Origin of the sequence: Zunongwangia sp. HGR-M22 (assembly GCF_027594425.1) — a bacterium.
Taxonomy (GTDB): Bacteria; Bacteroidota; Bacteroidia; order Flavobacteriales; family Flavobacteriaceae; genus Zunongwangia.
The window spans coordinates 3371363-3395384 of the sequence record NZ_CP115159.1; the positions used below are offsets into that span (position 1 = coordinate 3371363).

A 24022-nucleotide genomic window follows, 5' to 3' on the forward strand; every position below is an offset into this window, starting at 1 on the left:
TTCATTTCTCCTAATATGGTAGAATGAACAGTGCAAATATATGATTGTTTTTGTATATAACCAAAGAAACGCTATTATAAATAACTTAAAATTCAATAGTGTAGATATCTGAATGATCGGGTGGAATTGATTTTTTGTGCTTTCTTAAATAATTCTTTATCCCCACAACACTCTTATGCAGTGTTATTGGCATCAATTTAAATAAAATTTCTTGCTCTCCCATTCCTTCATCTACAAGGCTATTATATAAATTCATAATTGCGGTATGCCGGCAGCTGTATATCCCGTATTCCCTGCCAAAGCCCAACCTGGTCTTGACTTCTCTAAATCTTTTACCAAAATGATCTGCCTTACTTTTCAAGGAAACATCCCAATCTGCAGGTTTATTTTGATTCGTAAATAAAGTATAGGATGGTGGAGCTTTCTCTAACTCCATTTCTTTTATAGTCGGTTTCAATTTCTCAATTACGCGTCTTACGCTTAAATCATCGGTTTTAGTTTCAACTTGGAGCAACCAGTTTTTAGTATTTATATCTTTTACCTTTAACCTGCAGATTTCAAGCGGTCGCAACAAAGAATAAATTACAAAGGAAACATAGTGTTTTAAATAAGGATCTGTTTTCTCGAGTTCTTCTTTGATGATCCGGAGTTCTTCCATAGTAAAAGCTTTATTGTTTACCGGATCTGATTCTACATTCGGAATATCTTTAATAAAGTTATAAGGGATTAACCGCTCATTTTTCATCGTAGTAAATAACGCAGAAAGACTCGATTTATGATTATTTACTGAACTACCGGAGACTTCTTTCCCGGTTTGCTCATTCACATAATCAAATCGTAACCAATCTAGGAACTCATAGAACTGATCAATTCCAAAATGTGAAGGATCTGCTCCGTAATAACCGTTTTCCTTTGCCCAATGTAGAAAACGATTCATGTGAAACTCATAACCGTTAAGCGTAGATTCCTTTTTCCCGGACTTCAATTTAATTTTATAAGCGTATTCCATCGCGGTGGCCAGTGTCATTTGTGGTCCACGATGTTTTGCTTTCTTAGACTTTCGCTCTTCGGTATCCGGAACCCATCCTCGCTCTAAAGCAAGGCTTAAAATAGAAGCTAAATGTTTCCCTGCAGCTCTTCGTTCTTTAATAGTTTTAAGCCGATTGATCTTCTTTGTAAAAGTAAATTTCTTATCGAGTGGGCCATCTGGATTGGATCGCCAATGAATATAAACGTACCACCTTTTTCCAGGAGCAACAGTTGGTTTGCCATTTACTCTTGGAATGTAAAGCTTTGGAATAGAATATCTCTTTTTCGCCATCGAAATTTCTAATTCAATTATAGAATTTCTGGGTACGTTTCTGGGTACGTTTTCGTTTTTATCCTTATTTTTCATATTAAAAAGAAGGGACTAAAAACAAGAAAACCCCTGTTTTTGCAGGGGTTTCTCTGTACTCGGAGCGGGACTTGAACCCGCACGAACGTTGCTGTTCATTGGATTTTAAGTCCAACGTGTCTACCAATTCCACCATCCGAGCATAATATTATATATACTGAGCGAAAAACGGGATTCGAACCCGCGACCTCCACCTTGGCAAGGTGGCGCTCTACCAACTGAGCTATTTTCGCGTATTTAAAAGAACTTTCGGTTTTACCGATGCGCAATTGTTTATTGCGGATGCAAATTTAGCACATTTCTTAAAACGACAAAGCTTTTTTTTAATTTTTTACGTTTTCGGCCTTCTTTTTTTGTTTTACCGAGAGCATTCGCTTAATCTCATTTAGCTTCATTAACGCTTCTACCGGCGTAAGTGTATCAATATCAATACTTACCAATTCATCACGTAAATCTTCCAGCAAAGGGTCGTCCAGATTAAAAAAACTAAGCTGCATCTCTTCTTCTGCAGATTTTTTTAAAACTTCGCTGCTTTCTTCCATATTATGGCTTTGCTCCAGCTTTTTTAAGATCTTATTGGCCCTATGTAACACCTGTTGTGGCATCCCCGCCATTTTTGCTACATGAATCCCAAAACTATGTTCGCTCCCCCCGGGAACGAGCTTCCGTAGAAAAAGAACATTATCCTCTAATTCCTTTACAGAGACATTATAATTCTTAATGCGGCTAAAGGTATCACACATTTCATTTAACTCGTGATAATGCGTCGCAAATAGCGTTTTTGGGCGTGATGGATGCTCGTGCAGATACTCACTAATCGCCCAGGCAATCGAAATCCCGTCATAGGTACTCGTCCCACGACCAATTTCATCTAAAAGTACTAAACTCCGTTCAGAAATATTATTCAGAATATTAGCGGTTTCGTTCATTTCTACCATAAACGTCGATTCGCCCATCGAGATATTATCACTGGCGCCAACCCTGGTAAAAATCTTATCCACTAAACCGATATTAGCCGATTTTGCCGGCACAAAACTTCCCATTTGGGCCATTAGTACAATTAGTGCGGTTTGGCGCAAAATAGCCGACTTACCACTCATATTTGGCCCGGTAATCATAATCACCTGCTGCTCTTCACGATCTAAGAAAACGCTGTTGGTCACATACGATTCGCCAATAGGCAATTGCTTTTCGATCACCGGATGACGACCATCTTCAATTTGCAACTCGAAGCCTTCCTCGATTTCAGGCTTACAGTATTGCTCGATCTTCGCCTGCTGTGCAAACGAACATAAACAGTCCAATTGCGCAATCAACTGCGCGTTTTGCTGTACCGGCTGAATATAATCGCTCATCCAAAGCACCAATTTCGAAAATAAGTCCTGTTCTAATTGCAGGATTTTCTCCTCGGCACCTAAAATTTTAGCCTCGTATTCTTTTAATTCTTCGGTAATATAACGTTCCGCATTTACCAGCGTTTGTTTTCTTACCCACTCGGCCGGCACCTTATCTTTATGCGTGTTTCGCACTTCGATATAATAGCCGTACACATTGTTATTTCCAATCTTCAGCGAAGTAATACCTGTAGCCGCACTTTCACGCTCCAGCATATTATCCAGGTAGTCTTTTCCTGAAAACGCAATATCACGAAGTTCGTCCAGTTCTTTATGAAATCCTCTTGCGATCACATTTCCTTTTTGTACCAATACCGGCGCCTCCTCGTTAATGCTCTCCTTTATTTTAGACCGAAGTAATTCACAGGCATGTAAATTATCGCCAATCACTTTTAAAGCTTCGTTTTCGCATCCTAAAGCTGTTTCCTTTACCGGAATAATAGCTTCTAAGGAATTTTTAAGCTGAATTACTTCTCTTGGTGAAACTTTACCCGTTGCTACTTTTGAAATTAAACGTTCTAAATCGCTCATTTCTTTTACCTGCTCCTGTATCTTATATAAAACCTCGGGATGTTCTAAAAGATAGCCAACAACCTCGTGGCGCTTCTTTATTTTTTCTGAATTTTTTAATGGCAGCGCCAGCCAACGTTTCAGTAATCGGCCTCCCATAGGCGAAATCGTCTTATCGATCACATCTAGAAGGGTTACTGCATTGGCGGCTGTACTATGATATAATTCAAGATTCCGTATAGTAAACCGATCCATCCAAACATATTCTTCTTCTGCAATACGATTTATCGCGGTAATATGCTGAAGCTTGTTATGCTGAGTTTCGGCAAGGTAATGAAGAATCGATCCTGAAGCTATAATTCCTTCCTCTAAATGAGCAACCCCAAAACCTTTTAAAGAAGCCGTTTTAAAATGACTATTTAAGGTTTCACTAGCAAAGTCGTTTTTAAAGACCCAATCTTCTAAGTAAAAAACATGATAATCTTCCCCAAAATCAGAAGCAAAATTCTTTTTATATTTCTTCTGAATTAAAACTTCACTCGGGTTAAAATTCTGAAGCAGTTTATCGATGTATTCTTGCGTTCCCTGCGCGGTTAAAAATTCACCCGTAGAAACATCCAAGAATGAGATACCAAGATTTCTTTTTCCATAGTGTATCGCACAAAGAAAATTATTCGATTTACTATTTAAAACCTCGTCACTTAAAGCTACACCCGGAGTCACAAGTTCGGTTACTCCACGCTTCACGATCTTCTTGGTCATTTTTGGATCTTCTAATTGATCGCAAATAGCCACACGCTGCCCTGCTTTTACAAGCTTAGGCAAATACGTATTTAAAGAATGATGCGGAAAACCTGCAAGCTCGCTTCGCTCGCCGCCGTTATTTCTATTGGTTAGCACAATGTTTAAAATTCTGGCAGCTACCACTGCATCGGCTCCAAAAGTCTCATAAAAATCACCTACTCTAAACAATAACATTGCATCAGGATATTTAACTTTTATCGCTAAATACTGTTTCATTAAAGGGGTCACTTTTGCTTCTTTTTTTGCTGTCAAACCAGGAGAATTTTAGAAACGCTAAAATAAAGAAACCTCATTGCGATTAGAAAATCTGAGCATAGCTTTTATTCACATTTTTTTAACAGTGAACAGTGAACTAAATTGATTGTTATCGGATAATCTTCAAAATCGCATTAAACAATTTTAACAACCAATTATCATTTTTGATCATATTTCTTCGTAATTCTGAACTTTTCTATCCGGAAACTGCACCTTGTTCAGTTTCTAGTAGGATGAGGTTCCTTGTCAATCACGGAATGACGATAATTAAAAATTAGCTTATTGCTGAGAACTAAAACCTATCTTGTTAATTGTTCATTGATAATTGACTTTTGAAATAAGCTTTCCAACCGATCCTTTTTCCGAAGGAACCAATTCAAATTCAAAATCGGGGTTTAAGCCTTTTTCTTTTCTGTGGGAAACATAAATAATTGCAGTGTCACTTTGCGCTGCAATCTGATTGATAAGATTAGTGATCTTTAAAGCACTTTTATCATCTAAACCTGTAGAAGGTTCGTCTAAAATTAACAATGGTGGATGTTTTATCATCGCGCGAGCGATTAGAAGCATTCGCTTTTCAAGATTGGACAGATCATTAAATATTTTCTTGGCTTTATCCCGAAAACCTAGAGTTTCTAACCACTGCCTAGCCAAAGCTTTTTGTTTATCTGTTGGTTTTTGATAAAGGCCAACACTATCAACCAATCCTGAAATCACCATATCTTCAACCGTATTTCTACGAGTAAACAGTTCCGTTAAAGCGGGAGAAAAATAACCGATTTTTTTCTTGATATCCCAAACCGATTCGCCGCTTCCTTTTTTCTTTCCGAAGAGAAATAAATCAACTCCATAAGCTTTTGGGTTATCACCGTAAACCATACTCAAAATCGTGGTTTTTCCAGATCCGTTTGAGCCGGTAAGTTTCCAGAATTCACCTCGCTTCACTTCCCAGGTGATATTCGTTAAAATAGGGCGTTCTTCATAAGAAACATTAACCTTATCCAGCTTAATCAGGCTTTCGCGAATATTTTTAAAAGTTTTAGGAGCAGGTGGGATCGCCTTTATTTCCGCTAAAAACTCCTTCTTATTTTCTTTAAAATCGGCTTTATTTTTCAGAATAGCTTTCCCGTTGGAATCAAAAATTAGCACCTCATCGATAAATGCTAAAATATCTTCTTCCCTTCTAAAGATTTGTAGCATTGCAAAATCAGATTTCACTTCAGCCAATCTCGATTTAAAGCTCGCTACAGATTGCACATCTAAACAATCGAAAGGATCGTCTAAAATAAGGTATTCTGGCTCTTTTTTCAGTAAAAACTCGAGTAAAGCTTTACGTTTTTCACCACTGGAGAAAGTTCTCAAGCTGCGATCCTGATCTTTTACTAAAACTGAATTTCCATGTTTTTGATCTTTTTTTATAAAACTTTGAAGAACAGCTTCAGAATGTTCAAATCCTTTTTTATGCTGAAATTCTTCAAATCCGGGTACTTTTTTATCTTTTTTTAGATCATCCACTAGTCGGGAAACTAATTTGTGATCTTCGGCATAAATTGCAATATGCTTCATTTTTTACTCTATTTTTTTAAGCCAGTCACTTAATCGCTCGCTCCAATTTTCCAGATAATACTTTCCGTTAGCCAGCGCAAAACCATGCCCTCCTTCAGGATAAATATGCATCTCTGTTTTTACATTATTTTTGTGAAGCGCAGCATACATCCGCAAACTGTTTTCAACCGGCACCGCGCCATCGTCACTTGCGTGCAAAATAAACGTGGTTGGTGTATTTTCGGTTACTTGTAAATCGTTAGAAAACTGCATTTCTAATGCTGCACTTGGATTTTTCCCCAGTAAATTTTCGCGTGAGCCCTGATGTGTAATTTCAGGATCCATGTTAATTACCGGATAAATTAAAATCATAAAGTCTGGACGAATTTCTTCAGAATCTATACTATCTATTGCTGAATAAAATGCCTCCTGAAAATGCGTTCCTAAAGTCGAAGCTAAATGCCCACCGGCAGAAAAGCCCATTACACCAACTTTATTTTTATCAATATTCCATGCTGAAGCATTAGCGCGAAGCAATCGAATACCACGTTGTGCATCTTGCAGTGGCGCTTTAAAATTTTCTTTTACTGAAGCTGAACCCGGTAATCTATATTTCAAGACTCCGGCTGCGATGCCTTTAGTATTTAAAAATTTAGCAATCTGCGTACCTTCCCAATCGTAAGCCAGGCCAGCATAACCGCCACCGGGACAAACCAAAACCGCCTGGCCGGTCGCGGTTTGTTTAACCGGAAGATAAACTTCTAAAGTAGGTTGTTGCACCTTCGAAATCCAAACCACATCACCATCATTAATCTCTTCTTTTTCTGAAGATTTTTGATAATTGGGCATTTTATTTTCTGGCCAAAGTGGTAAAGTTTGGATTTGTGCCGAAAGCGAAAAACTCAAGAAAAGGCAAAGAATGCTAATTATTTTCATTAGAATTGAATTATTTAGCATAAAGATATTAAATGTTATTATCACGCTATATCATTTCTGAAGTTTAATCGAAAACTATTGATATCCCGCTGCCTGAAGATTAAATAATTCGGCATATAGTTTATCGTTTCTCATTAATTCTTTGTGGGTGCCGATTTCCAGAACTGCGCCATCTTTCAATACCATAATTCGGTCTGCAATTCGTACCGTACTAAAGCGGTGTGAAATGATCACGGCGGTTTTTCCTTCTGTAAGATTTATAAAACGATCGAAAGCTTCGGTTTCTGCCCGCGCATCTAAGGCTGAAGTTGGTTCATCCAAAATCAAAACCTCAGCATCTTTAATATACGCTCTGGCAATTGCGATTTTTTGCCATTGCCCGCCAGAAAGGTCTTTCCCCTGCTTAAATCGTTTCCCTAATTGCTGATCTAATCCTTTTGGAACATCATCGATTACCTGATTTGCCAAACTTTTTTCGGCTGCAACATCTAATTTAAATTGATTGTCGATTTCACGAATATCGCCCATAGCGATATTTTCTCGAAGGGTCAATTCAAACTTTACAAAATCCTGAAAAATGACTCCGAAATACTGCTGATATTGCGTTTTATCATATTGCTTTACCGGAATATCTTCCAGTAAAATTTCTCCTTCAGTCGGTTCGTAAAAGCGCAGTAACAGTTTGATCAGCGTGGTCTTTCCGGCTCCATTCTCTCCCACAAAAGCCAGTTTTTCGCCGGCGAGTAATTCAAAATTAATATTACGAACCACCCATTTATCTGATTTTGGATATTTAAAGCCTACATTTTTAAAACGGAATCCTTTTTTAATTTCCCTGGGAAGTGGTAAACCATCAATTACGGCATCCTCGTATTTAAGATCCAAAAACTCAAAGTAATCCTGAAGATACAGCGCACTTTCGGTTATTGCCGTAAAACGAGTGAAAAATCCCTGCAATTTTGAGCGTAAGCGATTAAATGACCCCGATAAAAACGTAAGATCACCCAAACTAAAAACGCCTAGAACCGTTCTGTACACGATGAGTAAATAGGCACCATAGTAGGCAGAAGTTCCAATCACATTAAACACCGAACCCCAACCGGCTCTTTTTTTCGCCAGTTTTTTATTCGCTACGTAATATTGATCTGAAAGTGACTTAAATCGATTCGCAAGATATCCCGAAAGTCCGAATAACTTCACTTCTTTTGCCGTCACATCACTTGCCCCAGCATAACGTAAATAATCAAGTTCGCGGCGCTCCTGCGTCCAGCTTCTGGCTAAAGAATAACTGGTGCCGCTAAATTTTATTTCATTTATAATAGTAGGAACAATTGAGACTACCAACAAAATAATCAACCAGGGCTCAAAAGCTACTACACCGATAAGCAACGATAAAATCACGATTAGATCTTCGCCCTGTGCAAGAATATTGGACATTAAACCAACCCTTCCGGTAGTTTGTCTACGGGCTCTTTCAAGTTTATCGTAAAACTCGGAATCTTCTAATTGATCGAGATTCAGTTCGGCTGTTTTTTCAATAATTTTTACAGAAGTATCTATCGAATATTGATCACCAAGCAAAGCATCGGTTAGTGAAACTCCTCGACTCAAAAGATCTGATAAGATCGCCAACCCAAATTCTGCAGCAACAAACATCCATAATCGGGAAAGGTCTTTTACTTCGGCATCGATTTGTAACACCACCTCATCGATAATGATCTTCCCTATCCATAGCAAGGCTAAAGGAATGACCGCACTTAAAATTCGGCTACCAATATTGGCGTAAAACAACGGCGGATTTACTTTCCTTATCTCTTGGAAGAATCGCGGTACAAATTTTAAAGAAGCAAAACTTTCTTTAAGATTGATCTTATTGGGTTCTAAAGACTTTTTTGGTTTTGGCAAATGATTTGGTTTTAACACGTTCTCAAAAATGGTCTGATATTTTACAAAAACCTTACTAGACTTATTGAAATAAAAAAGCCCCGAGAAATTAATTCGGAGCTTTTATAATTCGAATTTGATAGAGAATTACTCTTCAGTAACCTGATCTAATAAAACTTCGATACCTTTTTCTAACTGCTGGTCGCGACCTTCGCTAATCACGCCCGGCATGTTTTTTACGATAATATCGGGTTCAGTTTGATTATTTTCCATCCATTCCCCGGCTTTATTTTTAGCGCTAACAGGAACGACTCCCCAAACCGTACCATCGGCTAAACGTTCCCAGCCAGCAAAACTACAAGTTCCCGGTACCGGCATCCCGATAGTTGTACCAATATTTAAATCGGTATACCCACTGGCATAACAATGCCCATCTGAATACATACTTTCGTTAAATAAAGAAAGTGTAGGCTTTGTCCATCGTGATGTTGGCTCGCCACCCACCACTTTGGCTTCAGTTTCATAAGTGATAAAAGGTGTTCCGGTAAAGAACGCCGCAAGATCGGCTACCAAATCTCCACCACCGTTAAAACGAGTATCAACAATTACGCCTTCGGTTTCAAAATATTTACCCATCATATCTTCGTAGATCGAACGATACGGCTCGTCACTCATTCCCGGGATATGTACGTAACCTAATTTTTCGTTACTTTTCTCCTCAACCTCTTTTTGATTTATTCTTACAAAACGCCTGTATAACAAATTACGCTCTTCCCCCAAAGAAACAGGTTTCATGGTAATTTGTTTTGGTGCTTTAGCTTCAGGATCTTTTATTTCCAGTAACACAAATTTGTTGGCTTTGTGATTTAGGTATTTTGCAATGTCCTGATCGTTCTCTATGGTTTCCCCATCAATAGCGGTAATCACCATTCCCGGTTCGATATCGTAAGCTGCTTTATCTAAAGGTCCTCCTTTGATAACTTCAGTAATTTTAATTCCGGCACCTTCAAAATCATAATCCATAAAAATCCCGAGTGAAGCCGTTTCGTCGCCATCGTCGCTTCGGTTACTATAACGCGCGCCCGAATGTGATACATTCAGTTCGCCTAACATTTCAGAAAGCATTTCAGCAAACTCATACGAATTGCCTATATGCGGAAGGTATTTTTTATACTGCACATACAACGAATCCCAGTTTTTCCCGTGAAATGTGGGTTCGTAGAAAATATTCTTTGTTCTTATATATACATGATCGAACATTTTTTCCCTTTCGGCACCTTGATCGTAATACATATCGCCGGCAATCTTAATTGCTTCTGACTTTTCTTTATCGACATCGATTTTAGAAATATTCCCTCCACTTAATAGATAAAGATTTTCCTGCTTTTTGTCCCAAACTAAACTTCCGCCTCTGGAATTTAGTTTTACCGACATTTTGGTTTCACCGGTGCGAAGATTGGTTTCCCAAAGATTGTTTTTATCCTCAAAACTTGATAGGTAATAAATTTTCTCTCCATCTTTAGAAAGTACGGCATCGCTTAAACTGCTGGAATGCGTGGTAAGGCGTTTTTTTCTCTCTTTCATTCCTTCCCAATCGAACTTCAAATCTTTAACTTCTTCGTCTTTCTTATCTTTCCTGTTCTTTTTATCTTTTTTATCGTCTTCTTTGTCCTCGTCTTTCTTCGCATTCTGAGCTTCTTCAACAGCTTTCATCAGCTTATAATCTTCTTCAGACATATTGAATTTATCATAAGCTTCCTGGGTAAAAAACATCGAATACACATCTCTTTCAGATCTTCCGCTGGTGGCATAACTTTTTAGTCCGTTTCGGTTACTAAACCACAACATCTGCTTTCCGTCGTTTACCCATTTTGGGTAATAATCCTGGTAACCACTTTCGGTTAAATTTTCCCGCTTACTACCATCTGCGGCTAATAATAACACTTCATTATTACTTAATAATTTCCCCCAATCCATCAAAATCCATTTACTATCAGGGCTCCACGTAAAATTTTGATCGCCATCACTCATGGTAAATAGATCTTCAGGAGTTAAAAGATCGATTTCTTTTCCTGAATCCAGATCTTTTACACGCAATGTCCGTCTTCCTGAAATATACGCCAGCTTTTTACCATCAGGAGAATATTTAGGGATGTAACTATCAGTTTCAGCTTCGATAACGGGCTCTTCTTTTAGTAAGGTTGAAGCATAGAAAAAAGGCTCCTCTTTTCTTACAATTTCGGTTTTATAAATATTCCATTTTCCATCACGCTCGCTGGAATACACTACCGATTTACCATCGGGTGTAAACGACACAAAACGCTCCTGATTTGGCGTATTGGTAATTCTTTTGGTTAAAGAGCCATCTACAGAAGTCACAAAAACCTCTCCGCGAGCTACAAAAGCGATTTCTTTACCGTTTGGAGAAACTTCCATTTCCTGCACTCCGTCTCTAATACTAATATAATTATCACTATTGTCCACAGGCTGCGTTCTGATAGTCACCTCAACTTTTTTGGGCGCCTGTCCTTCTTTCATCGTATATAATTCGCCATCGTACCCAAAAGCTAAAGTTCCATTGCCATAGCTTAAAAAACGAACCGAAAAATCATCAAAATCGGTTAATTGCTTGGTTTTCTCGGGATTTTCCAAGGATAATTTATGAACATTAAAATTGCCGCTTTCTTCACTTAAGTAAAATAAATTTTCTTCGGTATTATCAAAAACCGGCTGACGATCTTCGCCTTTAAACGAGGTGATCATACTGTGTTTATCGTTCTCTACATCATAAGTCCAAAGATCCCGGGTTACCGAAGATACATGGTGTTTACGCCATTCGTTCTCCCCACCAACTTTATCATGATACACCATTGTTTTGCCATCGTCACTTACCTGAACATACTCTGCCGGAATAGTGAAAATCTGATCTACACGCCCTCCTGTAACAGGAACGCTATACAATTCGGGTTGGTAACTGGCCGGGAACTGGCGGTGCTCTGCGAGATCCTGGCGAACGGCACCAAAAATAACCGACTGATTATCTGCGGAAAAACTAAAGGGTTGCTCATCGTTGCTGTGATAGGTTAGCCGTGTTGCCGGGCCGCCTAAAGCATCCATCACAAAAACATCGAAATTCCCATAACGGTCTGAAGCAAAAGCGATTTGTTTACCGTCCTTACTCCAAACCGGCATATAATCATGTGCCTTATGAAAAGTGATTTGTTTGGCATCGCCACCACTAGCAGCAACTGTGTATAAATTGCCTTTGTAGGTGAAAGCAATGGTTCCCCCATTGGGTGAAATCGACTGGTACCGGATCCATTTTGGAGTGACCTGCGCAAAACTTTGTCCTATTCCCAAAAGGATTGTAAAAAGTGGAATGAGTAATTTCTTCATAAAATTTTTGATGAATATTTCTTAAATAATGAATGATCTCCAAAGATCATAAAAAAAGCTGAGCTTTGAAATAGAGATAGCACCACGAGCTTAAGGCTTAAAGTCCGGTTTCTCACAGCATTTCATATTTATTAAAATTGTAAAGAGTCGCACCCAATTTCATATAAAATCGGTTTTAAATTATCGATTCTGAAAGTTTCGAATGATTGATAGATAAGTTAAAGCCGACAATTATTTTTATTTTTGCCGCATGAAGAACAGAAAGATCAAAAACAGCGAGCTAAATCGTAAATCGGTTGAAGAGTTTAAAGAAGCTAAAAAAACACCTATCATCGTTATTCTGGACAATATCAGAAGTCTGAATAATATTGGATCTGTTTTTAGAACTGCCGATGCTTTTTTGATCGAGAAAATTTATTTGTGCGGAATCACGGCTAAACCACCCCATAAAGACATTCAGAAAACTGCTCTTGGCGCTACCGAAACAGTGACTTGGGAACATGTTGAAGATACTTTAGCTTTAGTTGAAAAACTGAAAGAAGATAACGTAAAAGTATTTTCTATCGAGCAGGCAGAAGGTGCGGTAATACTGAATAACTTTAAACCTGAAATTGGTGAAAAAATCGCGGTGATCTTTGGAAATGAAGTAAAAGGCGTACAGCAAAAAGTAGTTTCGGCTAGTGATGGTGTGATCGAAATTCCGCAAGCCGGAAGCAAACATTCATTAAATATTTCGGTGAGTACAGGAGTGATTCTTTGGGATCTTTATTCAAAATTAAAAACCGCAGATTAGAGTGCTGCGCTGCTAGATCTTAGAGATGAGATTATAGATGTGAGATTTCAGAAATAAAGAAAAAACGAGAGAGTCAAGATGCAGGAATCAGGATGAAAAATTTTGAATTCTGAATGATGAATTTTGAGTTTACAATTACTATTTATAAGTAGTATACGAAACGACCTATCGAAAATTACGCGTAAAATTGGAAGTAAGAGAAGCGCCTTAATTTTAGGCTGTCTGAGCGATAGCGAGTTTCTAAAATTCAGCTTCCGAACGTACAATTTAGAGTAAGTTTAGTAAGCCTAGACTTTTTTGTTTCTTTTTTGGGCAATGGAAAAAAGAAAATGAATGAATCCAAATAAACCTATTTCTTCGTCATGCTGAACTTGATTCAGCATCGCATCCAACATAATGAGATTCCGTATCAAGCACGGAAAGACGACCACTGTAAATTGGTAACTGTAATCTACAAATCAATCTCCGCTAACAGCTTCAAATAATCGTTACGGTTGTTTACAAAATCCAGTTCAGAAATATCGATAATCTGGACTTTCATATTGGTTTGAGACTTTATAAAAGAGAGATAGCTTTTATTGATATTCATTAAATAATCGGGCTGAATATTCTGCTCGTATTCCCGCCCTCGTTTTTTTATATTCTGAAGTAAACGCTCGGTATTTTGATACAAATAAATGTACAAATCGGGTTTTACCAGCTCTTTATACATCAGATGAAATAACTTTTGGTAGAGTGAATATTCATCTTCTGCCAAGGTAATTTTTGCAAAAATAAGCGATTTAAAAACATCATAATCTGAAATCACAAAGTCTTTAAACAAATCGTATTGCGCAAGATCATCAGATAACTGTTGATACCGATCGGCCAGAAAAGACATTTCCAGAGAAAATGCATAACGCTCCTGATCTTCGTAGAATTTCGGTAAAAAAGGATTGTCTTTAAAACGTTCTAAAATCAACTTCGCATTAAAATCCTGAGAAACCATCGTGGAGAAACTGGTTTTCCCGGCACCAATATTACCTTCAACTGCAATGTAATTACAAGAACTAAATTTATTCGCAATCTTTAGCGTTTCTAGCTTTGCATCGATCTTAGTTAATTTAGCTTCATCTTTTACTTCCAATAATAATTGCTGAATTTTCTTTTTTAATACCGGATGCGTTTCGTTCGCAGCTATATCATTTAAAGGTTCCAATACAAAACGTCGATTCTGTATTTGTGGATGCGGCAATGTTAGTATTTCAGTTTCACTAACTTCATCTTCAACCAGTAAAACATCCAGATCTAAAGTTCGATTTTGGTAATTTTTAGAATCACTTCTTTTTCTTCCAAAATGAGCTTCGATCGCTAATAACTTCCGTAGCACATCTTCCGCAGAAAAACGTGTAGAAACCGCAATACAGGCATTAAGAAATGCATTTCCAGAAAAACCCCAGGCTGGCGTCTCATAAACCGAAGAAATCTGAACGATCTCACCAATCTCTTCAAAAATCTTACCTACGGCATTTTGTAAAATCTCAAAACGCTCTCCTTCATTGCTTCCCAGCGCTATATGTACTATCTTAGGGGATTTCAAACTTTAATTAAGAAAATTTTAATAAGGGATCTGCTATAATTTCACAGCAAATTAAGCAAAACAAAAGCACATACCCTTAATTTTGCGAGGAAGTCTTTTAAAAAAATAATTTGGCCAAATTGAAGCTTAAAGATAAACTAACAGCGTATCGATTTTATTTGATTTTAGCGTCTTTGTTTATTGCATCCCTGGTAGTTTCTAATTTAATATTTCAAAAATTTTTTAGTTGGGATTTTTTCGGGATTTACAAATTTGAAATTTCAGTGGGTATTTTACCTTATCCAGTCACTTTTTTGATCACTGATATTATTAGCGAAGTGTACGGGAAGAAAAAAGCCAACCAAGTAGTTACTGCAGGAATTTTTGCATCGCTCTTTTCTTTACTGATTATTTACACGGCAAATGCTGTTCCGGCAACCGACTGGTCACCGATTGGAGACGCGCTCTTCACTAAAGTTTTTGGCGCTACCGCCATTGCTGTGATAGCTTCGATGCTTGCATATCTATTTGCCCAATATATCGATATTCAGCTTTTTCATTTTTGGAAAAAACTGACTAAAGGAAAACATCTTTGGCTTCGGAATAATTTCTCGACATTCTTATCTCAGTTTGTAGATACGGCTTCGGTTCTTATTTTGTTATGTAGCTTTAACAAAATTGAATGGGATAAATTTGGTGTTCTATTACTTAGCGGATTTCTGTTTAAAGTAATTGTAGCCATTTGCGACACACCATTTCTATATCTTGCTGTCTATGGCATCAGGAAACGATTTAAATTAGCTGAAGGAGAAGAACTTATACTAGAAGAATAACTAGGTTTAACCAAAACTTAGCACATTACATAAACGACTTAAAAAACTGATCTGACTATGAAAAAAGTTTTTAAAATTATAGGAATCACACTGCTGGTGATTGTAGTATTACTAATCGCAGCTCCATTTATATTTTCATCACAAATTGAAGATTTCGTCAAAAAAACCATCAATGATAATGTAAACGCCAAAGTAGAATTTGCAGATTTAGATTTAAGTTTATTCCGAAGTTTTCCACAAGCCACAGTAGTCCTTAGCGATGTTAGCGTTATAAATAATGCGCCTTTTGAAGGCGATACACTTGCTGATGTTGAAGAGCTAACATTAGAGATGAGCATTAAAGAACTTTTTAAAGGCAATGATGAAGCTAAAAAAATTGATGAATTTAAAATCAACAATGCTTACCTAAATATTTTAGTAGACTCTTTGGGAAGAGCCAATTACGACATTGCAAAAGTAGATACTACAGCAACAAATAAAACTACTCCAGCAGATACAACAGGCGGATTAATTTTAGACCTGCAACATTACGAAATCAATAATTCCCGATTAAATTATATCGATAAAGGCGCTAAAATGGCCTTACAATTAGAAGAATTAAACCATAGCGGAACCGGAGATTTTTCTCTCGATCAAACCGAATTAGATACCGATACTGAAGCCATAGTTTCTTTCGAATTTGATAGTATTAATTATTTAAACCGAAATAAAGTAGCACTAGATGCTGTGCTTCAAATGGATTTAGAAAATATGAAATATACGTTTCTAGAGAATGAAGCAAAAATCAATCAATTACCACTTACTTTTGATGGTTTTGTACAAGTTGATGGTGATGATACCAATATCGATCTAACATTCAAAACACCTTCATCTGACTTTAAAAACTTCTTGGCGGTAATTCCAGAAGTTTACGCCAAAAACATCGAAAATGTTGAAACTAAAGGTGATTTTGTGGTAAACGGTATGATTAAAGGAACTGCTAATGACACCTATATTCCGAAATTAGATATTTCAGTAACCTCAAATAATGCTTCATTTAAATATCCCGATTTACCAAAAAGTGTAGAAGATATTAATCTTGATCTTCGGGTTTTAAATGAAACCGGAATTGTAGAAGATACCTATTTAACCTTCAACAATGTAAAATTCAGAATCGATCAAGATCGTTTTGCAGCTAACGGAAGTGTAAAAAACTTAATGGGCAATATGCTTGTTGATCTTGATCTGGACGGAACGCTAAATTTAGCCAATCTCGATAAAGCCTATCCATTAGATATGAATTTAGATTTAAACGGAATTTTAACGGTAGATGCTTCAGCCAATTTCGATATGAATAGTATCGAAAAAGAACAATACCAGAATGTAAAAAGTAGTGGTACGGCAAGTATTAAAAACTTTAGTTATAAATCTCCGGAAATTCCGAACGAAGTAAATATATCAAGCGCTAAAGTAAACTTGGCTCAGGATAATGTTTCAGTTCCTGAATTAAATTTAATTACCGGCCAAACCGATCTCCAAGCAAACGGAACTATACAGAATTTGATGGGATTCCTGTTTACCGATCAAAAATTAAAAGGAGACTTCAACGTAAAATCGAATACTTTTGCAGTGAACGATTTTATGGTGGCACAAACCGAAGAGAAACCTGCGGAAACTTCCGAAGAAAATACTGCTAAAACGCCTAAAACCGAAAAAGTAGCCACTGGCGAAGAAGCTATTAAAATCCCATCTTTTCTTGACGTAGCCCTTACTTTTAATGCTAACAAAATTTTATACGATAACTTGAAGCTTACCAATGCAAAAGGTAAAGTGATTATTCGTGACGAAACCGCTACGCTGCAAAATATCACTTCAGATATATTCGGCGGAAAAATTGCCCTAAACGGAAATGTTTCTACCAAAACACCAACGCCTACTTTCGATATGTCGTTAGATTTGAATGCGATTAGTATTGCTGAGTCTTTCAATGGATTAGAGTTAATGCAAGGCCTAGCGCCAATTGCTAATGCACTACAAGGAAAAATTCAGACTAACCTAAAACTAAACGGTAACCTCAATAACGATCTAACTCCAATATTAACAAGTTTAGCCGGGGATGCTCTGGCTCAAATTTTAACGGCAGATATCGATTCTAAAAAAATGCCGCTTTTATCAAAATTAGACGATCAAATTAATTTTATAGATTTAGATAAAATTGATTTGAGTAATCTGAAAACTAAATTAACTTTTGATAATGGTGCGGTGAATATCCAACCTTTCGATTTCAAGATTAAAGATATTCTGGTAAAAATTTCGGGTAGCCACGGGTTTGATATGAATATGAACTATAAATTGGATCTGGATGTTCCGGCAAAATATTTAGGAAACCAAGTAAGCAGTACGTTAAGCAAACTTAGCGGATCGAGCCTTGAAAATACAAAGGTTGAAATTCCGGTAGGTTTAAACGGAACGTTCCAAAGTCCAAAGATCAACCTGAATATGCAACAGGCAATTACTAGCTTAACGCAAAAAATTGCTGAAGAACAAAAAGACAAGCTAAAAGAAAAAGGCACCAATGCTTTAAATGATCTTATCAATAAACAATTAGGAAAAAATAAACAGGATAATACAGCCACTACAGATAGTACTGGTACAGCAAAACCTGCGAAAACTGTAGACACCACAAAAACTCAGGAGAAAAAAATAGAAGATGCGGCAAAATCTATTTTAGGAGGATTACTTAACAGAAATAAGAAAAAGAAAGATACTGCGCAGTAGTTAGTGATTAGTGAGTAATGAGTAAAAAAATAAAAACCGCTTGGATTTTAAAAAATCTAAGTGGTTTTTATTTAATATGTATGTTATTTGCTTCAACAATATTAGCTGGTGTTTTTGTAATAAACTTTGCCAATACAATTTTATGCCCTTCCTTGGAAGTTGGTATTTCTTCTAAAGTTAGCTTCAGTATAAAATTTTTATCCACCTTATACATAGCATAATCGAGATCTAGCACTTCTTTATCGATTTGTACGACAATTGGTAGATCAATTTCTGTTTGTTCTAAGATAAGTTTCTTTACCGAGACATACTCAGGTTGATATTCGTCTTTATAGGTAATAATTATTTTACCATCAAAATGAATACTATCTAATACAAAAGGTTCCTTCTCGACTTCGACACTCTTAATATTATCAGGATTTAAAGTTGGGTACAAAACCTGATTCCCTATAAATTGATCTTCTACAAATAGAGCGACCTGATCTTCTGCATTTGCACTCTTCAATAGATTAACGACTTCCATTTTGGAGTCTTCAGAATACTTTTTTTGTGGATGTTCTATTTCCTGTCCAAAAAGCACAGAAGTTGCAAATAATAACAAGACAAGATTCGATAATTTTAGCATAAATCTTATTTATTAGTGTAAACAGCAAAAATTAGTGTTCTATTTTCTTAATTACTTTGCAAGGATTTCCGGCAGCAAAAACATCATCAGGAATATCTTTAGTTACCACGCTTCCGGCACCAATAACTGCACGATTTCCGATTTTCACACCGGGACAGATAGTAACGTTTCCACCAATCCAAACATCTTCTCCTATGGCTATGGCTTTAGAAAATTCTAAAAGCGAAGCTCTTTCTTTCGCGTTTAAAGGATGCGATGCAGTATAGATTTGCACATTAGGCCCAAACATGCTGCGCGAGCCAATGCTAACTTCCATCCCATCCAAAATTACACAATTAAAATTGAAGTAAACCTGATCTCCAGTTTTGATATTATATCCGTAATCACAAAAAAAAGGCGGCTGAACAACTAATTCTCTCCCACCATTAGGAATCAAATCCCTTAAAATAGCAGTTAATTTTTCCGCTTGATCCTCAGGAAGAGAATTATACTTTTTTATCAGCTCCCGAGCTCTCATACGCTCCTTCGTTAGCTCGTCATCACCGGCAAAATATAATTCACCAGAAAGCATTTTCTCTTTTTGTGATTTCATACTTTGGTTTTAAGCGACTTTAAGTTCTACGACAAAACCTTCATGGGCTCTAACGTTAAAAGCAGTTCCGTCTTCAAATAATAAATATTGACCTTTTATCCCCATTAATTTACCCTGATAAAATGGAGATTTTGTAAGATTCAGCGTTTTAATTTTTGGTGAAAATTGCTTCACAGGAAACTTAATTTCGGTTTCTTTTTGATCGGCTAAATAATAGGCTTTGGCTTCTTCAGGAATAAAATCTTTCAATTTTTCTCGCTCTTCTTCCAGATTTAAATCTAAAATATCATTGGTAAGCATTTTTCGCCAGTTTGTTTTATCAGAAACATGGGCTTTTAGAGCGATTTCTGTAATCCCGGCCAAATACCTGTTAGGAACTTCTACAATTTCAATTGCTTCGTGTGCTCCCTGATCGATCCATCGTGTGGGCACCTGAGTTTTACGAGTCACGCCTACTTTTACATTACTCGAATTTGCTAAATACACAATATGCGGTGTTAGTTGCACTCTTTTTTCATATTCTAAATCTCGATCTTCCAGATCTAAATGTGCTTTACTTAGTTCTGGCTTCATGATCCATTCCCCGGCTTGCGGAATCGAGCTAAAACAATCATAACAAAAACCCTGTCTAAAAATTTTCTTTTGTTGCCCACAATTAAGGCATTGAAAACGTAGAAAATTTAAACTTAAGTTTTTCTCTAGAAGTTGATTCATATTTAAAAAATCGTTCTCAAAATCTAGATAATATTCTACATTTTCCAACAGTTCTGTTTTCATTTTGGTGAGCACACCCTCGTATCTCATATCTTTTTCATTATTTTTAACTGATGCGTTTTTGCAGGCTTCAAAGTTTCGGTTATTTTTAACCTACCAACCAAAAAGCTCTGCAAAGAGTTGATAAATATATAATAAATAAATGCCAATTCCATTAGTAAATTCCATTGCTTCATGGTTTCTTAAGAAGCGTATTCACCAGATGGAATTATTTATAAAATATCCTCACGATGTACAGGATGAGCTTTTAAAAGGACTAATTTATAAAGCTAAAAACACAGAGATTGGTAGAAAATATGCCTTTTCTGAAATCAAATCCTATAAGGATTTCGCTTCTCGTGTTCCTTTACATTCTTACGAAAATTATTATGAAGCTATTGAAAGAAGCCGGTTAGGAGAAAATAACATTTTTTGGCCAACTCCTATAAAATGGTTTGCAAAATCTAGTGGAACTACAAACGCTAAAAGTAAATTTATCCCAGTAAGTGAGGATTCTTTAGAACATTGCCATTATGCCGCTGGTAAAGATTTGCTTTGCATGTATTTAAACAATAATCCCGGCTCTCAATTTTTCACAGGAAAAAGTTTACGCTTAGGCGGAAGTAAAGAAATCTACAAAGAAAACGGAACAAGTTTTGGAGATCTTTCGGCCATTCTTATCGATAATATGCCATTTTGGGCCGAGTTTAGTAGCACACCAAGTAACGAAGTTTCTTTGATGCACGATTGGGAAACTAAAATGGATGCGATTGTGCGAGAAACTATCAAAGAAAACGTAACCAGTCTTGCCGGAGTTCCTTCATGGATGCTGGTTTTACTAAATAATGTTTTAGAACATACCGGTAAGGAAAGCATTTTTGAAGTTTGGCGCAATATTGAAGTTTATTTTCACGGTGGTGTTAGCTTTGATCCTTATGCAGCTCAGTATCAAAAAATCTTACCTAACGAAGATTTTAGATATTACGAAATTTATAATGCTTCAGAAGGATTTTTTGCCTGCCAGGATCAAAATGATAACAAAGATTTGCTGTTAATGTTGGACTACGGAATATTCTATGAGTTTATTCCTATGCATACCTACGGAAGCAATGAGGAAGAAATTATACCACTTTCTGAAGTTGAAATTGGTAAAAATTACGCCATCGTTATTACAACCAATGCAGGTTTATGGCGCTATAAAATTGGCGACACGGTTCGTTTTACCTCTACCAGTCCTTATCGTATAAAAGTATCTGGAAGAACAAAACATCACATTAACGTTTTTGGTGAAGAATTGATTATAGAAAATGCTGAAACTGCACTAAAAAAAGCATCGCTTACCAACAATTGCGAGATCGTAGATTACACTGCCGCCCCGGTTTTTATGGAAGGTAAAGAAAAAGGAGCGCACGAGTGGATTATCGAGTTTAAGCATCCGCCAAAATCGATGTCGGAATTTAATGAAGATCTAGACCAGGCATTACAACAAGTAAATAGTGATTACGAGGCGAAGCGCTATTTAAATATGACACTTAATGCGCCTAAGATTCATGTAGCAAGAGAAAAGTTATTTCACGATTGGTTGAAGAAAAATGGTAAACTAGGTGGACAACATAAAATACCGCGATTATCGAATTCTAGAGATTATGTGGAGGAATTGCTAGGGATGATGTAGACGATTATTTAACAGTTCACTTTTTACAGTTATCAGTAAGCAGTTTTCTTGAATATTCAATAAACAATTAGCGATTATTAGAAGAGTTTTTAGCTTTTAGTTCTCAGCGAGCGGCCTTCAACTAATTTTAAATTATTGTCGTTCCGGACTTGATCCGGAATCTCATATTATATTGTAAAGCAAATTAAAGTGATAAGACCCTGAATGAAGCTCATATTAACCACACCTCATTATGACTTATTGCAGACATTCAATTTTGGATTTAAAAGTTGAAGGAAAGAATAAATCTTCCGGCAAAGTTCGAATATATAATATTCTAGTTTTTTTCTCTGATAATGGATTGCTATAATTCAAAATGATGATTTTCAAATGAAAAGCTTTAAGACTCACCCATTTTCTATATTAGCTTTTAAATATCATCTGTAACCGTGAATTATCTGAAACAACAAAATATGCGAAAATCCTTACTATTTCTTATTCCAGTTTTAATTTGCCTAATATCAGTTGGATGCGGTAAAGATTCTAAAGAAATATCATTTACTGAATTTAACGAAGAAATTTTACCTTCCGAAGAAATCGAGAAAGTGGTAATCGAAGATCGTGAAGACATATTAGTTTATACTTCAGAAAAGGTACCTTATAAACTTAAGGCTAGCGAAATAGATAATATCGAAGAATTTATAGATAATTTACACTCTAAGCAAGAAAATATAGATATCACGTATAATACAAATGTTACTAATACAGGAATATTATTAGGGCAACTTTTTAATCTTCTTGTTCCCATCCTCTTACTTACTCACATTATATTATTATGGATTTCATTAAGAAAGGTCATTAAATCTACAGCTGGAGATTTAGAAAAAATCCTATACGCTATGATTTCAATACTCGTTCCTTTCTTTGGACCTATTATTTATCTTACTACGAAACGAAGATGATAATCTGAAAACAAAAAAACCGGCATTCTGAAAAATCAAAATGCCGGTTGAATTTATATAAAATCGATATTAATCGAAATCTTTAGTTACTTTATCTACCGCTGCGATCGTTTTATCAAGATCTTCATAGCTTAAAGCTTCACTTATAAACCAAGTTTCAAAAGCACTCGGTGCGATATAAATTCCGTTTTCTAACATTCCGTGGAAAAAAGTATTGAATTTTCCATTTTTTGCAGCTTCCGCAGAAGTAGCAAAATCGCTTACCGCATCTTCAGAAAAATGAACAGAGATCATCGAACCTACGCGGTTAATGGTATGTTTTACTCCGTTTTCTTTCAATACCTTCTCCATTCCTTCATGAAGATATTCGGTTTTTTTATCAATGCTTTTAAAAATTTCAGGATTCTCAGACAATTCGGTTAACATGGCTAATCCTGCAGCCATAGCAAGTGGATTTCCACTTAAAGTTCCTGCCTGATACACCGGCCCAACCGGAGCCAAATAATCCATAATTTCATTTCGCGCAGCAAATGCACCTACTGGCAAACCACCGCCAATTACTTTCCCAAAACAAACAATATCTGCGTTGATCCCTAATCGTTCCTGAACACCTCCTGCGGCTAACCTAAAACCGGTCATCACTTCATCAAAAATCAGTAAAATTCCGGTTTCATCGCAAAGCTTTCTCAAACCTTCCAAAAATCCTTCAGCCGGAGGAATGCATCCCATATTTCCTGGAACAGGTTCTACGATAATGCAGGCAATTTCATCTTTATTTTGTTCAGCAATCTGCTTTACACCATCCAAATCATTATAAGCGGCTAGCAAAGTATCTTTAGCTGTTCCCTGGGTAACTCCCGGACTATTTGGCGTACCAAAAGTCATCGCTCCACTCCCAGCCTGAATCAAAAAAGAATCGCTATGCCCGTGATAACAACCGGCAAATTTGATGATTTTCTCTTTCCCGGTAAAACCTCTGGCCAATCTAACCGCACTCATACAAGCTTCGGTACCCGAATTTACCATTCTGATTTTATCGATATTAGGAACCATTTTTACCGCTAATTCGGCTATTTTGGTTTCAATCTCGGTCGGAGTTCCAAAAGAAGTTCCTTTTTTGGCTTTTTCGATCACGGCATCAACCACAGGTTTGTGCGCATGGCCAAGAATCATTGGTCCCCAGGAATTGATATAATCGATTAATTTATTTCCGTCTTCATCATAAATATAAGCCCCTTCTGCTTTTTCAATAAAAACAGGATCTCCTCCTACTGCTTTAAAAGCTCTAACCGGCGAGTTTACTCCGCCCGGAATCACTTTTTTGGCTTCAGCAAATAAGGCACTACTTCTTTGATAAATCATATAATTGCAATTT

At 36.6% G+C, this 24022-nt stretch carries 16 protein-coding genes and 2 tRNA genes; 5 read left to right on the plus strand and 13 right to left on the minus strand.

Annotated elements, in window-relative coordinates; all coding sequences use genetic code 11:
* Nucleotides 1–85 precede the first annotated feature (85 nt).
* From PBT91_RS14665 to PBT91_RS14700, 8 genes are all read right to left on the minus strand, one after another.
* Nucleotides 86–1396, minus strand: a complete 1311-nt coding sequence (locus tag PBT91_RS14665; protein WP_270059208.1) for a tyrosine-type recombinase/integrase — start codon at nt 1394–1396, stop codon at nt 86–88.
* Nucleotides 1397–1452: 56 nt separating this feature from the next.
* Nucleotides 1453–1538 (minus strand) — tRNA-Leu (locus tag PBT91_RS14670).
* Nucleotides 1539–1556: 18 nt separating this feature from the next.
* A tRNA-Gly gene (locus tag PBT91_RS14675) sits at nt 1557–1629 on the minus strand.
* A gap of 90 nt (nt 1630–1719) precedes the next feature.
* Entirely contained in the window at nt 1720–4320 is a 2601-nt protein-coding gene (gene mutS, locus PBT91_RS14680; protein WP_270059209.1) for a DNA mismatch repair protein MutS, read from the minus strand.
* 354 nt (nt 4321–4674) lie between these two features.
* Entirely contained in the window at nt 4675–5925 is a 1251-nt protein-coding gene (locus PBT91_RS14685) for an ATP-binding cassette domain-containing protein (RefSeq protein ID WP_270059210.1), read from the minus strand.
* A 3-nt stretch (nt 5926–5928) separates the two neighbouring features.
* Nucleotides 5929–6840 carry an alpha/beta hydrolase gene (locus tag PBT91_RS14690; RefSeq protein WP_270059211.1) on the minus strand — a complete coding sequence of 304 codons (912 nt, stop codon included), beginning with the start codon at nt 6838–6840 and terminating at the stop codon, nt 5929–5931.
* A 75-nt stretch (nt 6841–6915) separates the two neighbouring features.
* Nucleotides 6916–8745, minus strand: coding sequence for an ABC transporter ATP-binding protein (locus tag PBT91_RS14695; protein ID WP_270059212.1), 1830 nt, complete (start codon nt 8743–8745; stop codon nt 6916–6918).
* 126 nt (nt 8746–8871) lie between these two features.
* A complete protein-coding gene (locus tag PBT91_RS14700; RefSeq protein ID WP_270059213.1) occupies nt 8872–12120 on the minus strand; it encodes a S41 family peptidase in 3249 nt (1082 codons plus the stop codon).
* A gap of 250 nt (nt 12121–12370) precedes the next feature.
* Here PBT91_RS14700 and PBT91_RS14705 point away from each other — a divergent pair, with 250 nt between their 5' ends.
* Nucleotides 12371–12913, plus strand: coding sequence for an RNA methyltransferase (locus PBT91_RS14705; RefSeq protein ID WP_270059214.1), 543 nt, complete (start codon nt 12371–12373; stop codon nt 12911–12913).
* 451 nt (nt 12914–13364) lie between these two features.
* On the opposite strand, the gene folK is transcribed toward PBT91_RS14705, so the two are convergent.
* Nucleotides 13365–14492 (minus strand): 2-amino-4-hydroxy-6-hydroxymethyldihydropteridine diphosphokinase, encoded by a 1128-nt coding sequence (gene folK, locus PBT91_RS14710; protein WP_270059215.1) that lies wholly within the window; start codon nt 14490–14492, stop codon nt 13365–13367.
* Between the two features lie 110 nt (nt 14493–14602).
* On the opposite strand from folK, the gene PBT91_RS14715 reads away from it, so the two are divergent.
* Together PBT91_RS14715 and PBT91_RS14720 are read left to right on the plus strand one after the other, a co-directional pair.
* The gene (locus PBT91_RS14715; protein WP_270059216.1) at nt 14603–15304 is read left to right on the plus strand and encodes a queuosine precursor transporter; all 702 of its coding nucleotides are present in this window, start codon (nt 14603–14605) and stop codon (nt 15302–15304) included.
* 57 nt (nt 15305–15361) lie between these two features.
* A complete protein-coding gene (locus PBT91_RS14720; protein ID WP_270059217.1) occupies nt 15362–18061 on the plus strand; it encodes an AsmA family protein in 2700 nt (899 codons plus the stop codon).
* A 67-nt stretch (nt 18062–18128) separates the two neighbouring features.
* Here PBT91_RS14720 and PBT91_RS14725 read toward each other — a convergent pair whose 3' ends face one another.
* The 3 genes from PBT91_RS14725 to PBT91_RS14735 are packed head-to-tail and all read right to left on the minus strand — an operon-like array spanning nt 18129 to nt 20082.
* Nucleotides 18129–18686 (minus strand): hypothetical protein, encoded by a 558-nt coding sequence (locus tag PBT91_RS14725; RefSeq protein ID WP_270059218.1) that lies wholly within the window; start codon nt 18684–18686, stop codon nt 18129–18131.
* A 31-nt stretch (nt 18687–18717) separates the two neighbouring features.
* Complete coding sequence (locus tag PBT91_RS14730; RefSeq protein WP_270059219.1) at nt 18718–19278, minus strand: sugar O-acetyltransferase; 561 nt, start codon at nt 19276–19278, stop codon at nt 18718–18720.
* Nucleotides 19279–19287: 9 nt separating this feature from the next.
* Nucleotides 19288–20082, minus strand: coding sequence for a DUF2797 domain-containing protein (locus PBT91_RS14735; RefSeq protein ID WP_270059220.1), 795 nt, complete (start codon nt 20080–20082; stop codon nt 19288–19290).
* Nucleotides 20083–20194: 112 nt separating this feature from the next.
* Between PBT91_RS14735 and PBT91_RS14740 the strand changes: the two genes are divergently transcribed.
* Nucleotides 20195–21706, plus strand: coding sequence for a GH3 auxin-responsive promoter family protein (locus PBT91_RS14740; protein WP_270059221.1), 1512 nt, complete (start codon nt 20195–20197; stop codon nt 21704–21706).
* 452 nt (nt 21707–22158) lie between these two features.
* Nucleotides 22159–22647, plus strand: coding sequence for a PLDc N-terminal domain-containing protein (locus tag PBT91_RS14745; RefSeq protein ID WP_270059222.1), 489 nt, complete (start codon nt 22159–22161; stop codon nt 22645–22647).
* A gap of 69 nt (nt 22648–22716) precedes the next feature.
* On the opposite strand, the gene hemL is transcribed toward PBT91_RS14745, so the two are convergent.
* Complete coding sequence (gene hemL, locus PBT91_RS14750) at nt 22717–24009, minus strand: glutamate-1-semialdehyde 2,1-aminomutase (RefSeq protein WP_270059223.1); 1293 nt, start codon at nt 24007–24009, stop codon at nt 22717–22719.
* Nucleotides 24010–24022 lie beyond the last annotated feature (13 nt).

Coding starts and splice junctions, on each gene's coding strand:
- PBT91_RS14720 (WP_270059217.1), top strand. CDS start 15,362: ATGAAAAAAGTTTTTAAAATTATAGGAATCACACTGCTGGTGATTGTA.
- PBT91_RS14685 (WP_270059210.1), bottom strand. CDS start 5,925: ATGAAGCATATTGCAATTTATGCCGAAGATCACAAATTAGTTTCCCGA.
- PBT91_RS14665 (WP_270059208.1), bottom strand. CDS start 1,396: ATGAAAAATAAGGATAAAAACGAAAACGTACCCAGAAACGTACCCAGA.
- mutS (WP_270059209.1), bottom strand. CDS start 4,320: ATGAAACAGTATTTAGCGATAAAAGTTAAATATCCTGATGCAATGTTA.
- PBT91_RS14700 (WP_270059213.1), bottom strand. CDS start 12,120: ATGAAGAAATTACTCATTCCACTTTTTACAATCCTTTTGGGAATAGGA.
- PBT91_RS14735 (WP_270059220.1), bottom strand. CDS start 20,082: ATGAGATACGAGGGTGTGCTCACCAAAATGAAAACAGAACTGTTGGAA.
- PBT91_RS14730 (WP_270059219.1), bottom strand. CDS start 19,278: ATGAAATCACAAAAAGAGAAAATGCTTTCTGGTGAATTATATTTTGCC.
- PBT91_RS14705 (WP_270059214.1), top strand. CDS start 12,371: ATGAAGAACAGAAAGATCAAAAACAGCGAGCTAAATCGTAAATCGGTT.
- PBT91_RS14745 (WP_270059222.1), top strand. CDS start 22,159: ATGCGAAAATCCTTACTATTTCTTATTCCAGTTTTAATTTGCCTAATA.
- hemL (WP_270059223.1), bottom strand. CDS start 24,009: ATGATTTATCAAAGAAGTAGTGCCTTATTTGCTGAAGCCAAAAAAGTG.
- PBT91_RS14740 (WP_270059221.1), top strand. CDS start 20,195: ATGCCAATTCCATTAGTAAATTCCATTGCTTCATGGTTTCTTAAGAAG.
- PBT91_RS14690 (WP_270059211.1), bottom strand. CDS start 6,840: ATGAAAATAATTAGCATTCTTTGCCTTTTCTTGAGTTTTTCGCTTTCG.
- PBT91_RS14725 (WP_270059218.1), bottom strand. CDS start 18,686: ATGCTAAAATTATCGAATCTTGTCTTGTTATTATTTGCAACTTCTGTG.